This window comes from Borreliella kurtenbachii, assembly GCF_030437945.2.
Lineage (GTDB): Bacteria > Spirochaetota > Spirochaetia > Borreliales > Borreliaceae > Borreliella > Borreliella carolinensis.
In genome coordinates, this window is the sequence record NZ_CP124058.1 from 718,707 (window position 1) to 731,441 (window position 12,735).

At 30.4% G+C, this 12,735-nt stretch carries 11 protein-coding genes and 1 tRNA gene; 9 read left to right on the forward strand and 3 right to left on the reverse strand.

Translation table 11 applies throughout. The features are described from left to right. Positions 1-30: 30 nt before the first annotated feature. The gene (locus QIA22_RS03995) at positions 31-1,932 is read left to right on the forward strand and encodes a methyl-accepting chemotaxis protein (RefSeq protein ID WP_301611933.1); all 1,902 of its coding nucleotides are present in this window, start codon (positions 31-33) and stop codon (positions 1,930-1,932) included. Between the two features lie 40 nt (positions 1,933-1,972). On the opposite strand, the gene mnmA is transcribed toward QIA22_RS03995, so the two are convergent. Continuing rightward, a complete protein-coding gene (mnmA, locus tag QIA22_RS04000; RefSeq protein WP_301611935.1) occupies positions 1,973-3,040 on the reverse strand; it encodes a tRNA 2-thiouridine(34) synthase MnmA in 1,068 nt (355 codons plus the stop codon). A gap of 92 nt (positions 3,041-3,132) precedes the next feature. Between mnmA and QIA22_RS04005 the strand changes: the two genes are divergently transcribed. The 6 genes from QIA22_RS04005 to mvk are packed head-to-tail and all read left to right on the forward strand — an operon-like array spanning position 3,133 to position 9,415. Next, positions 3,133-4,356 (forward strand): hydroxymethylglutaryl-CoA synthase, encoded by a 1,224-nt coding sequence (locus tag QIA22_RS04005; RefSeq protein WP_301611937.1) that lies wholly within the window; start codon positions 3,133-3,135, stop codon positions 4,354-4,356. Next, positions 4,340-5,404, forward strand: a complete 1,065-nt coding sequence (gene fni, locus QIA22_RS04010; RefSeq protein WP_301611939.1) for a type 2 isopentenyl-diphosphate Delta-isomerase — start codon at positions 4,340-4,342, stop codon at positions 5,402-5,404. Before QIA22_RS04005 ends, fni begins: the two co-directional genes overlap by 17 nt. Then, positions 5,394-6,662: a hydroxymethylglutaryl-CoA reductase, degradative gene (locus tag QIA22_RS04015; protein WP_301611940.1), complete on the forward strand. Its 1,269-nt coding sequence runs from the start codon at positions 5,394-5,396 to the stop codon at positions 6,660-6,662. Before fni ends, QIA22_RS04015 begins: the two co-directional genes overlap by 11 nt. After that, positions 6,646-7,584, forward strand: a complete 939-nt coding sequence (mvaD, locus tag QIA22_RS04020) for a diphosphomevalonate decarboxylase (RefSeq protein ID WP_301611942.1) — start codon at positions 6,646-6,648, stop codon at positions 7,582-7,584. The genes QIA22_RS04015 and mvaD overlap by 17 nt, the downstream gene beginning before the upstream one ends. Next, entirely contained in the window at positions 7,575-8,528 is a 954-nt protein-coding gene (locus tag QIA22_RS04025; protein ID WP_301611944.1) for a GHMP family kinase ATP-binding protein, read from the forward strand. Before mvaD ends, QIA22_RS04025 begins: the two co-directional genes overlap by 10 nt. After that, complete coding sequence (gene mvk, locus QIA22_RS04030) at positions 8,522-9,415, forward strand: mevalonate kinase (protein WP_301611945.1); 894 nt, start codon at positions 8,522-8,524, stop codon at positions 9,413-9,415. Before QIA22_RS04025 ends, mvk begins: the two co-directional genes overlap by 7 nt. A gap of 8 nt (positions 9,416-9,423) precedes the next feature. Here the strand turns inward: mvk and QIA22_RS04035 are convergent. Both QIA22_RS04035 and QIA22_RS04040 read right to left on the reverse strand, forming a co-directional pair. Beyond that, positions 9,424-9,497, reverse strand: a tRNA-Val gene (locus QIA22_RS04035). Between the two features lie 43 nt (positions 9,498-9,540). Then, positions 9,541-10,008: a BB0689 family surface lipoprotein gene (locus QIA22_RS04040; protein WP_301611946.1), complete on the reverse strand. Its 468-nt coding sequence runs from the start codon at positions 10,006-10,008 to the stop codon at positions 9,541-9,543. 84 nt (positions 10,009-10,092) lie between these two features. Here QIA22_RS04040 and QIA22_RS04045 point away from each other — a divergent pair, with 84 nt between their 5' ends. Together QIA22_RS04045 and fusA are read left to right on the forward strand one after the other, a co-directional pair. Then, positions 10,093-10,629 (forward strand): Dps family protein, encoded by a 537-nt coding sequence (locus QIA22_RS04045; protein WP_301611947.1) that lies wholly within the window; start codon positions 10,093-10,095, stop codon positions 10,627-10,629. Between the two features lie 73 nt (positions 10,630-10,702). After that, positions 10,703-12,712: an elongation factor G gene (fusA, locus tag QIA22_RS04050; protein ID WP_301611949.1), complete on the forward strand. Its 2,010-nt coding sequence runs from the start codon at positions 10,703-10,705 to the stop codon at positions 12,710-12,712. Positions 12,713-12,735 lie beyond the last annotated feature (23 nt).

Below are 12,735 nucleotides of genomic sequence, written 5' to 3' on the forward strand. Positions count from 1 at the left end.
AATTTATTTTTTGTGAAAGAGGTGGTTAGTATGAAGCTGAAAGCTAGGATGTTGCTACTTGTTCTTGTTCTTATAGCATTCTTTATATCAATTCTGTTTTTTATTTTTGGAATGTTGATTAATAGTAAATTGGTAGATCAGCAGTTTGATCTTATGATGAATCTTATTGGAAATATTAAAAATTCTTTCAACCTTTATATTTCTTCAATGGAAGAGAAAGTTAGGGTTAGTTCTATGTATTTCAATTCTGCTGAAAAATTTAATGAGGCTAGTAAAATTAAATCCAAAAGGTTGAGTTTTATTTCAGATCAATCTGAAATGCTTATTCAAACCGGTAGTAATATGATGGTTACAAACAAAGAAGGCAAAATAGTTTTTACTTCGGCTGTTAAGGATAATAGTGATTTTGGCAAATCTATTGGAGATAGAGAATATTTTACAAAACTTAAAGAGTCTCAAGGTATTGTTTACAATTCCTTTGTTATGTTGACAGATCCTGGGTCTATTGAGGAGTCTTTGGTTAAAGATATTTCTAAGATAAAAAATAAAAAAGGTCAGATTCCTTACATATTAATAGGCATACCATTAAGAGATTTTGAAACAGGCGACATTTTTGGCTATTTTATGTTTTTCTATTCAATGGATTATATATATAGGTCTTTTAGAGGAATTAATTTTGGAATACTCTCTAGCGGCCGTGCGTTAGCTTATGATACTAAGGGTAGATTATTGGTTCATCATACAGTACTGCCAGGTGATGTTTTGACTGATATTAGTGCTTCTTATTCTAATATTATTAAAAAAACATCTGAAGATTTGTTGCAAAAAAATAAAGAAATTTCAACTATTTATTATTATGATCCTAATAGCAGTAAGAAATATGTGGGAATTAGTCAAAAGGTGTTATTAAAATTGTCTAATAATAGATTTATCCTTTTAATGAGAATTTCGGAAGATGATTTTTATTACATGTCACGAGCTACATCTATAATCTTAGGTATTAGTTTTGCATTTACATTGTTTATTCTTGCCATTGCAACTCTTTATCTTGTGAAAAAGTTAAGTTCTTCTTTGAATAAGATACTGGAATATTCTGAGCGACTTGCTTCTGGCAATTTTACTGCTGATGTTAATTTTGGTAAATGGGATAGCATAGAGCTTTATAGCTTGTACGAAGGTCTTGAGCAATTGAGAACCAATTTTTCTTCAGTTGCAAAAGGGGTCATTGAAAATCTAGATTACCTTTATGAAAATGCGATTCAAATAGCAAATGCAAGCCAGAATTTAAGCTCTGGTGCTGTTGAACAGGCTTCTACTTTAGAGCAAATGACGGCAAATATTGAGCAAATATCACAAGGTGTTTCTGAGAATACTGAAAATGCGGCTACTACTGAAAAAATTGCTGTTAATACTAATGAAAGAACTAAAGAGGGGCACAAATCTGTTGTTAAAGCTATTGAGGCAATGACTGTAATTACTGAAAAAATTGGAATTATTGATGAAATAACAAGACAAACTAATTTGCTTGCTTTAAATGCTTCAATTGAAGCTGCACGAGTGGGAGAGAAGGGCAAAGGGTTTGAAGTAGTAGCTGCTGAGGTTAGAAAGCTTGCGGATCAAAGCAAAGAATCAGCAAGAGAGATTATTGATATTGCAAACAGAAGCTTAACTGTTGCAAGTCGTGCTGGGGAAAATTTTGAACAAATAGTTCCTGGCATGGAGCAAACGGCCAGACTTGTGAAAAATATTTCTAATGAAAGTTCTAAGCAAAGTGTTCAAATAGAGCAATTTAAAAATGCAATAGAGCAGGTTAGTCAGCTAGTTCAGACTACAGCTTCAAGCAGTGAAGAGCTTTCTGCAATGTCTGAAAAAATGTTAGATAGTGTAAAAGATTTAAAAGAATCTGTTGATTACTTTAAGATCGAAAAGTAAGTAGAAGATTTAAAACTTCTACTTACTTTTTGTCTGATTATTATTCTATAATTTTAAAAATTTTAGCACCCCCTAGGCATTTTGTATTTTTATAAAAAATTGCAAATTGTCCTGGTGAGAGTCCATTATCTTTTTTATTTAAAGAAATTTCCATTAAGTTGTTTGTAATAAGTTTTAATTTGCATGAGTATTTCTTCTCACCATGTCTTATCTTAATTTTAAAATTTTCAAAATTTGAAGGTGTGTCGTTTATCCAATGTATTTCATGAACTAAAAATTTGCGTTTTGCTTGTTTTAAATAATTTTCGTTATGGGAAATATATATAATATTTTTTTCTAGGTCTTTTTCTATAACGAACCATGGTCCGTTGCTAAGCTTTATTCCTCTTCTTTGTCCAACTGTAAAAAACCAATATCCATTGTGAATTCCTATTATTTTTCCTGTTTCTTTTTCAATTATATTTCCCTTTCTCTCACCAAGATGATATTTGATAAATTCGTTATATTTAATTTTTCCTAAAAAGCAAATACCTTGACTATCTTTTCTATCTTTGTTGGGTAAATTTATGTTTTTAGCTATTTGTCTTACTTCGCTTTTAAGTAATGTGCCTAAGGGGAAGTATAGTTTTGACATTTGTTTTTGAGAGAGATGAGATAAAAAGTAGCTTTGGTCTTTAATTTTATCTTTTGCCTGTTTTAAAAAAAATTTGCCTTCTTTTATTTGTATTTTAGCGTAATGTCCTGTTACAACCAAATCATATTGGTTGTTTATTTTTTCAAAAAATGCTCCAAACTTTATCCTTTGGTTACAAAAAATATCTGGACTTGGGGTATTGCCATTTTTAAGTTCTTCAATAGTATAGCTTACTACTTTGTTATAATATTCTTCTTGAAAGTTTATTATTTCATACGGTACATTAAATTTATTGCATATAGCTTCAACATAGTTTAAGTCTTCTTGCCAAGGACAATTTCCAATATAAGATAGTTCATCTTCAACCCAAATTTTTAAATAGTAGCATTTTATATTTGAAGATCCTTTGTTTATAATTTTATAAAGGGCAACAGAGCTGTCAACCCCTCCAGATAAAAGTACAGCTATTTTCATAAACTTCCATTTTTAGGTTTTATTATATAAGATTTTGCTAATTTTTGTAAATTATAATATAATATTTAAGTTAATAATGCATTGAGGAATATATGAAAATAGGTATTAGTGATATTAGAATTTTTTTACCTTTAAATTATTTGGATTTTTCTATTCTTTTGGAAAATCCTTTATATTTTTCTAATGAAGTTTTTTTTAAAAAAATCAATAGAGCAATAGATGCAACCTTGCAAAAAGGTTTTAGGTTTACTAGTCCTAATGAGGATAGTGTAACTATGGCAAGTTCGGCTGTTAAGCTTATTTTTGACAACAATAATCTTGATTTAAGTAAAATTAGAATGCTTTTGGGTGGGACTGAGACTGGTGTTGATCATTCAAAGGCCATTTCTTCTTATGTTTTTGGAGCTTTAAGGCAATCTGGCATTTGTCTAGGAAATAATTTTTTAACTTTCCAGGTTCAGCATGCGTGTGCTGGTGCTGCTATGTCTTTGCACACTGTGGCAAGTGTTTTAAGTCATTCTAATGATTCTGAATATGGCATAGTTTTTTCTTCAGATATTGCGCATTATAGCAATCTTACTACGGCTGAGATTACCCAAGGAGCTGGTGCAACTGCAATTTTGATTGAAAAAAATCCAAAGATACTTTCGATCAATTTATCTGAATTTGGAGTTTATACCGATGATGTTGACGATTTTTTTAGGCCTTTTGGAAGTGTTGAAGCTAAGGTAAGAGGTCAATATTCAGTTGAATGTTACAATAATGCAAATGAGAATGCTTTAAGAGATTTTGCTTTCAAAAAGCAACTTAGCATGAAAGATTTATTTTCTAATTATAGGTTTGTTTTGCATGTTCCTTTTGCTAAAATGCCAATAGATTCAATGCATTATATTTTGAAAAAATATTATAGTGATGACGAATCTGTTAGAAATGCTTATTTAGAATCAATAGATTTTTACGATGGTGTTGAAGCTGCTATGGAGGTAGGGAATTTGTATGCGGGTTCAATTTTTCTATCTTTAGCATTTTATTTAAAAAGAGTATTTTCTAAAAAAGACATTACAGGGGAAAAGATATTGTTTTGTTCTTATGGGTCTGGCAATATTATGATTATTTATGAACTGACCATTGAAGAGGGTGCTTTTGAAGTTGTTAAATTATGGGATCTTGATGGGCTTATAAAAACTAGAAATAATGCAAATTTTGAAGAATATAAAGATTTTTTTCAAAATAAAATAGTTCCTGGTGAATCCAGAGGATTTTATTTAAAAGAACTAAGGAATGATGGATACCGAGTTTATGGGTATCGAGCCTAATATATTGGAAAATAAAAAAAGGCATATTGAGATTTGTTTAAATAAAAACGATGTTAAAAGTAGTTGCAATTTCTTAAAGTTTATTAAGCTAAAACATAATGCTCTTAGTGATTTTAATTTTTCCGAGATAAACACAAAAGAAGAGATATTTGGATACAATATTAGCATGCCTGTTTTTATTTCTTCCATGACTGGAGGCAGTAAAGAGGGTAATAATTTTAATAAATCTTTAGTTAGAATTGCAAATTATTTAAAAATTCCTATGGGCTTAGGTTCTTTTAAGCTTTTGTTTAAGTATCCCGAGTACATAAGAGACTTTGCTCTTAAGAGGCATGCTCATAATATTCCTTTATTTGCCAATATTGGCGCTGTTCAGATTGTTGAATTTGGTATTTCTAAAATAGCTGAAATGATCAAAAGATTGGAAGTTGATGCAATTATTGTTCATCTTAATGCAGGACAAGAATTGATGAATGTTAATGGAGATAGAAATTTTAAAGGAATAAGAGAGTCAATAGCTAAATTGTCTGACTTTTTAAATATTCCATTGATTGTAAAAGAGACAGGTTTTGGAATTTCACCAAAAGACGTTAAGGAATTATTTAGCCTTGGCGTTTCTTATATTGATCTTGCGGGGAGTGGTGGAACCAATTGGATTTTAGTAGAAGGTATGAGGGGCGATAATCTAAACATTGCATCTTGTTTTTCTGATTGGGGAATTCCTTCGATTTTTACTTTACTTAGTGTTGATGATTCTCTAAGGGCCAATATTTTTGCATCTGGTGGATATGAGACGGGTATGGATATTGCTAAAGGCATTGCCCTTGGAGCTAGACTTATAGGCGTTGCAGCAGCTGTTCTTAGGGCTTTTTATGATTCAGGAGAAGATGCTGTATTTAGTCTTTTTTCTGATTATGAGCATGTTTTGAAAATGTCTATGTTTTTAAGTGGAAGCAAGAGTTTATCAGAACTTAGAAATAATAAGTATTTTTTGAGTAATTATTTGCTTGATGAGCTTGGAGTCTTTAAGCAGTTTTATGGAACTTAGTGAAAATTTTAGACATAAAAGTGTTTTAGAAAAAAGGCAAGAGATAAAAAGTTTTCTGGGATTATCTTTTAAAGATTTTTTTTATAATAATGCCAATGAAGATTTTCTTTTTAATATGATAGAAAATTATATTGGATATTTATCTTTTCCTATTGGAATTGTAAAAAATTTAAAAATAAATGGCAAATACTATTCTTTGCCAATTGCAACAGAAGAGCCTTCTGTTGTTGCTGCCTTAAATTTTGCGGCAAAGATTCTTGAAAATGCTGATTTGAGTTATTCTTTGGGTGAAGTGCTGGGAATTTCTCAAATTTATATAAAATCGGAAAAAGATTTAAGTAAAATTTTTGTTGACCTTGGTGATAAAATCAAAACTTGGGTTGACCCCCTTTTGGTCAATATGAATCAAAGGGGCGGTGGGTTTAGAAGGTTTTCAACCAGGTATATTAAAGAGCTTGGTATTCAAAAATTAAATCTTTATGTGGATACTTGTGATGCTATGGGCGCTAATTTACTAAACTCAATTGCAGAGCGTGTAGCAGAGTTTATTTTTTTAGAATTAGGATATGAGTGCGTTTTAAAAGTTTTAAGCAATGATATTAGTGAATTTACAGCCAAAGCCCGCTTTGTTTTAGATTTTAAACATTTGCTGCCAGGTAAAGAGGATTCTTGGGATTTGGCTAAAAAAATTGAACTTATTTCTAGTATAGGTTTTTACGAGGAGGAGCGAGCTGTTACTAATAATAAAGGCATTATGAATGGAATTACAGGGGTATGTCTTGCAACTTTTAATGACACAAGAGCTCTTGAGGCCTCTGTTCATAGATTTGCTTCAAAAAGCGGCAAATATCTTCCCCTTAGTAAATTTTATACGACTGACAATTCTTTGGTTGGAGAAATTGAAATTCCTTTGCAAGTTGGAACTAAAGGCGGGGCTATATCTTTTAGTGAAGCTTCGATTTTAAGTTTTAGAATTATGAATGTAAATAGCAAGAGCGAATTTATTGGTATTCTCTCGTGTGTTGGACTTGCTAGTAATTTTGCAGCATTAAGGGCTCTTGCATTTAATGGGATTCAAAAGGGTCACATGAGATTACATGTTAATAAAATACTCTATCTTTTAAAGACAAAATATAATATTTCTGATTTTGAGAAAGACAAATTATTATTGGAAATGGAAAGAATGAATATTTATTCTTTTGATTTTGCTTTTGAAATTTTAAAGAAAATAAGGTTAGAGAATGAAAATAAAGTGTAAAGTTCATGCAAGCTTGGCTTTAATTAAATATTGGGGCAAAAAGGATGTTTTTTTAAACATTCCAGCTACTTCTAGTCTTGCTGTTAGTGTTGATAAGTTTTATTCAATAAGTGAGCTTGAACTTTCAGATCGAGATGAAATAATTTTAAATTCAAAGCCAGTTATATTAAAAAATAGAGAAAATGTGTTTTTTGATTATGCAAGAAAAATTCTCAATGAACCGAATGTAAGATTTAAAATTAAAAGTAAAAACAATTTTCCAACAGCAGCAGGTCTTGCAAGTTCAAGTTCAGGTTTTGCCTCTATTGCTGCTTGTATTTTGAAATATTTTAATAAATATTCTTGTAATAGCGCATCTAATCTTGCAAGAGTAGGATCAGCTTCTGCTGCAAGAGCTATTTACGGGGGATTTACTATTTTAAAAGAGGGCTCAAAAGAATCTTTTCAATTAAGAGATCAATCTTATTTTAATGATTTGCGAATAATATTTGCCATAATTGATAGCAATGAAAAAGAATTGTCTTCAAGAGTTGCAATGAATATTTGCAAACGCCATGAATTTTATTATGATGCTTGGATTGCCTCTAGTAAAAAGATTTTTAAAGATGCTTTATATTTTTTTTTACAAAAAGATTTTATACGTTTTGGAGCAACCATTGTGAAAAGTTATCAGAATATGTTTGCCTTAATGTTTGCATCTTCTATTTTTTATTTTAAAAATAGTACAATAGATTTAATTAGGTATGCTGCTGATTTGAGAAATGAGGGAATTTTTGTATTTGAGACAATGGATGCGGGCCCCCAAGTAAAGTTTCTTTGTTTGGAGGAAAATTTAAATATTATTTTAAAAGGACTTAAACAAAATTTTACTGGCATTGATTTTATTGTTTCAAAGGTTGGGCGTGGCTTAGAATGGATTTGATTAGTTTTTCTGTACCCGGAAATTTGCTTTTAATGGGGGAATATACTATTTTAGAGGAAAAGGGATTGGGGTTGGCAATTGCCATCAACAAGAGAGCATTTTTTTCTTTTAAAAAGAGCGATTCTTGGCGATTTTTTAGTAAAAAGAAAAAGATAGACGATTTTTCTTTAATAGAAAATAGAAACGATTTTGTTTTTAAAATGTTTTCTTACTTAAGTCAAAATTGTTTTTTTAATCTAGACAGCTTTGCATATGATATATATATTGATACAAGTAATTTTTTCTTTAATGATGGGATTAAAAGGGGATTTGGCTCAAGCGCTGTTGTTGCTATTGGCATAGTGTGTGGGCTTTTTTTAATTTATAATGCCACCAATGTTGTTGATAAGGTTAAAATTTTTAAATATTGTTTAGAAGCTTACAGGCATTCTCAAGGAGGAATAGGTAGTGGGTATGATATTGCTACTAGTATTTTTGGGGGTGTTATTGAGTTTGAAGGTGGTTTTAATCCTAAGTGCAGGCAGCTAGGCGCTTTAGAGTTTGATGATTTTTATTTGATGCGGGGTTTGCAAGCTGTTAAAACCACTGCCGCTATTTGCAAATACAATAAACATAGAGATTCTATTTTAGACTTTATATTGAAATGCAATTTGGAGATGAAAAAACTTGTTTTAAATGTTAGCAATTCTAATTCTGCATTAATTTCTAGCTTAAGAAGAGCCAAAGAATTGGGATTGGCAATAGGAGAGATAATAGGAGTTTCGGCAGCCTTGCCCTCAAGTTTTGATCACCTTTTGGGTCAGTGTGATTTGATTAAAGCTTTGGGAGCCGGAAATGAAACTTTTTTAGTTTGTAAACCCAATATTAAAGCTTTTGATTTGTCAAAAATTATTCCAATTGTTTTAGAGCATGAAGGCATTAAGTTTGAAAGCGATAAATGCTAAGAATAAGAAAGCCCGCTAAAATATTGTTCTTAGGAGAACATAGTGCTGTTTATGGGTTTCCAGTTATTGGAGCTACAGTTCCAATTTATATGGAGCTGGTTTATAGTGTGTCTAAAAATTGGAGATATTTAGGAAAACCCAGTAAAAGATTAAATAACCTTATAAGTTTTATTGTTTCAAATTATAGTAAAGTTAATCCGATTGAGTTTGCTATAATTTCTGAAATTCCTATTGGAGTTGGTCTTGGGTCTTCTGCTAGTCTTAGTTTATGCTTTGCAGAATATATTACAAGTCATTTTGAATATAAAGATTGTAATAAAATTTTATTGGCAAATCAAATTGAAAACATTTTTCACGGCAAATCTTCTGGAATGGACATTAGACTAATTGATCTTGGTGGAACTTTTTATTTAGAGAAAAAAGAAGATGTTTTGTATTCAAAAAGAATAAAAGATTCTGGTTTTTATTTTTTAATAGGAGCAATAAAAAGAGATTTAACAACTAAAGAAATAGTTCTCAATTTAAAAAGACATCTATTATCCAATGCGGATTTATTTATTTTTATTGAAAAGCTTGGTCTTGCTGTAAGCAATTCTTATGTTTCTTTTCAGAATAAAGATGTGCATTCTTTAGCTAATGAAATGAATGTTGCACAATATTGTTTAAAGAGATTAGGTTTGTCTAATGATACTCTTGATTGGTTGATAAGTAGGGGGATCAAATTGGGCGCTCTTTCTGGTAAGTTGAGTGGCGCTGGCAAAGGGGGAGCGTTTATTTTTCTTTTTGAAAGCTTAAGAAAAGCTAACACAGTGCAAAAAGAATTAAATAATATGATTAAAAATTCTAAAATAAATTTACTTTTAGAACTAAAAATAATTGAAGTTTAGATTATTTTTGGGCCCAGAGAGATTCGAACTCCCGACATCCTGCTTGTAAGGCAGGCGCTCTGACCAACTGAGCTATGAGCCCTTTTACTACTAATAAGTAGTATACAGTATAAGCTTTAATGGTGTCAATTCTTATATTTTCTTTTTCCAAAAAGAACTACAAATATATCTATATTGTCAGTTGTTTTTAATCTATAGCCACCTATTTTATCAGTATCTGTATTAACAAGAGCTTCTTTGTGGCTTGGACTATTAAGCCATGCATTAACTACTCTGTTAAGTTCAATTCCTGATGCCAGTATCTCTCTTGTTAAATTAAAGGAGTTGTCGTATTTATGTATTCTTTGCATTGGGGTTGTGCCAAAAAGGGTATGAGTTAGCGTTTTGTTTTCCCCCAGTTTAATAGCATATTCTTTTGCAACTTTTTCGAGGGTATCATCTATTTCTAGATGGTTTAGATTTAGCTTTTTTCTCAATTCAGCAATTTCTGAATATAGAATTTTCATATCTTCTTTTGTATTTATTTGGTGCATTGTGTTTAAATTGCACGCTTGAGATAAAAGCAATGTAAAAATTAAAATCAATTTTTTCATTAAATATCCTTTTAATTTATTATAGTATTAAAATTATAATTATATCCCATTATGTATTATAATGATTATATAAAGGAGATAGTTATGGAAAAGTATTTAGGCTATATAAAAAAGGATGATTTAGAAGTAATACAATTAAAATTACAAGAATTGTTAGCAAGTTTGCATATTTTTTATTCTAATTTAAGAGGTATTCATTGGAATATAAAAGATACCAATTTCTTTGTTATTCACGAAAAAACACAAAATCTTTATGAATATATTGAAAAAATTATTGATGTTGTTGCAGAACGCTCAAGAATGCTTGGATATGATTCTGAGTTTAGATATTCTGAGTTTATGAAAAAATCCTTTATTAAGGAGCTTGACATTGAATCAACTTCTAATTTTTTGCCTTCAATGCAAAGCATTGTTTGTAGTATTGATGAGATTTTGAAAAATATTTTTGGAATGAGAAAATTGCTTGATACTGCTGGTGATTATGGTACAGCTAATATTATGGATGATATCATGAGTGATCTTGAGAAGCATTTGTGGATGCATAAGGCAATACTTGAAAATTGTAATTGTTTTTGTCACGATGAGCATGAAAGCAAATATTGTGAGTGCGATACAAAATAACAATTTTATTAAAAGGGGTAACTTCTACTAATGAGTTTATCTGCATTAAGGCTGTAGTTGGCGTTGGAGATTTATGAGTATTAGAAATATTGGAATTATGGCCCATATTGATGCTGGCAAAACTACTACCACAGAAAGAATTATTTATTATACTGGCAAAAGCCATAAAATGGGGGATGTAGATTCAGGAAACACTATTACTGACTGGATGCCTCAAGAGCAAGAAAGAGGAATTACTATTAGTTCAGCTGCTATTACTTGTCATTGGAAGGATTGCCAAATAAACATTATTGATACTCCCGGACATGTTGATTTTACGGCAGAAGTTGAAAGATCTCTTAGAGTTCTTGATGGGGGTGTTGTTATTTTTAGTGCTGTTGATGGGATTCAGGCCCAAACAGAAACTGTGTGGAAACAGGCAGAAAAATATGAAATCCCACGACTTGCTTATGTTAATAAGATGGATAGAATAGGTGCTGATTTTTTTAAAGTTGTGGGAGATATTGAAAATAAATTTCAAACCATTCCTTTAGTTTTGCAAATTCCAATTGGGAATGAAAGCAATTTTGAAGGAGTGGTTGATATTCTTTTAAATAAAGAGCTTCATTTTTCAATGGAAAATGGAATTCCAAAATTAACTTATAGTCAAATTAGAGAAGAATTTTTTGAAAAAGTGATTCTTTTTAAAAAAAAAATAATAGACATTCTTAGCCAATTTAGCGAAGAAATTACTCAATTATTTCTTGAAGATAAAGAGATTGGCTTAGATATTATTAAAAGAGAGATTAGAAGAGGTACTATTTCTAGATTTATTATTCCTGTTTTAATGGGAACTAGTTTAAAAAATATTGGAATAGAGCCTTTGATTGATTCGATTGTAGATTACTTGCCAAGTCCTTTTGAAAAAAGTTTTAGTGCTTTTTCTTTAGATGCAAATAAAAAAATTTCAGTTGATCCTAATGAGCATAAAAAATTGTCAGCTCTTGTTTTTAAAGTTCAATATTCAAGTGTAATTGCTGCGCATCTTTATTTTGTTAGAGTTTATTCTGGTGAAATTAATTCTAGTAAAAGAATTATCAATGCTTCAAATGGTAAGCGTGAAAAGTTTACAAAAATTTTTAGAGTTTTTTCAAATAAAAATGAACAAATAGATTTTGTAAAAACAGGCGATATTGGTGCTGTTTTAGGATTAAAGTTTTCTGTTACAGGAGATACTCTTGTTGAAGAAAACAATAATGTTTTGCTTGAATCTGTTATGTTTCCAGAGCCGGTTGTTTTAATGTCTGTTGAGCCTGAAAGATCATCAGATGAGATTAGGTTAAAGGAAGTTTTTGAAATAATATCCAAGGAAGATCCTACCTTTAGTTATTCTGAGAGTAAAGAAACAGGGCAATTGATTATATCTGGAATGGGCGAATTACATCTTGAGATTATTTTAACAAGAATTAAAGATGAATTTAAGCTTAATGTTTATACAGGAAAACCTCAAGTAAGTTACAGAGAAAGTGCTGGTAAAATTGTAAAAGAAGTTTTTGAGTTTAACAATATTTTTGGTGGCAAAAATATTGATTTTAAAATTGGAATGATCATTAAACCTTTGTCAAGGGGCGAGGGAAATAAAATTGATTTTGAATGCAGTATTGACCCCGCAATTAAGTCTGCAATATTGAGGGGAATTACAGCCACATTTGTAAGTGGAATTTTTGGATACCCTATTATTGATATTAATGTTAGCATTTTTTCTATTATTTGTGGTGCTAATAAGATTAGCGAGAGTGCTTTTGAGTCAATTTCAGGATTTGCTTTTCATAGTATTTTCCAAAAATCAAATCCTATTAGGCTTGAGCCAATTATGTTATTAGAAATTAGAACACCTATTGAGCATACAGGAGAAATTATTTCTACACTAAATGTTATAGGGGGCGTTATTCATTCGGTTAGCAATATTGGAGAGTATGATTTGATAAAATCAGAGGCGGCGTTTGAGAAACTTTTTGGGTATGCTTCTATTTTAAGAAGCTCTACTAAAGGAAGAGGCAGTTTTACTATGGAATTTTCTTATTTTAAGGAAAAAATAAGTTAAAGTTATTAGTTTTTAAGGCAAAA

Bases quoted from the DNA above. Each gene is read 5' to 3' on its own strand.
- QIA22_RS03995 (WP_301611933.1), top strand. From the start codon at position 31: ATGAAGCTGAAAGCTAGGATGTTGCTACTTGTTCTTGTTCTTATAGCA.
- mnmA (WP_301611935.1), bottom strand. From the start codon at position 3,040: ATGAAAATAGCTGTACTTTTATCTGGAGGGGTTGACAGCTCTGTTGCC.
- QIA22_RS04005 (WP_301611937.1), top strand. From the start codon at position 3,133: ATGAAAATAGGTATTAGTGATATTAGAATTTTTTTACCTTTAAATTAT.
- fni (WP_301611939.1), top strand. From the start codon at position 4,340: ATGGGTATCGAGCCTAATATATTGGAAAATAAAAAAAGGCATATTGAG.
- QIA22_RS04015 (WP_301611940.1), top strand. From the start codon at position 5,394: ATGGAACTTAGTGAAAATTTTAGACATAAAAGTGTTTTAGAAAAAAGG.
- mvaD (WP_301611942.1), top strand. From the start codon at position 6,646: ATGAAAATAAAGTGTAAAGTTCATGCAAGCTTGGCTTTAATTAAATAT.
- QIA22_RS04025 (WP_301611944.1), top strand. From the start codon at position 7,575: ATGGATTTGATTAGTTTTTCTGTACCCGGAAATTTGCTTTTAATGGGG.
- mvk (WP_301611945.1), top strand. From the start codon at position 8,522: ATGCTAAGAATAAGAAAGCCCGCTAAAATATTGTTCTTAGGAGAACAT.
- QIA22_RS04040 (WP_301611946.1), bottom strand. From the start codon at position 10,008: ATGAAAAAATTGATTTTAATTTTTACATTGCTTTTATCTCAAGCGTGC.
- QIA22_RS04045 (WP_301611947.1), top strand. From the start codon at position 10,093: ATGGAAAAGTATTTAGGCTATATAAAAAAGGATGATTTAGAAGTAATA.
- fusA (WP_301611949.1), top strand. From the start codon at position 10,703: ATGAGTATTAGAAATATTGGAATTATGGCCCATATTGATGCTGGCAAA.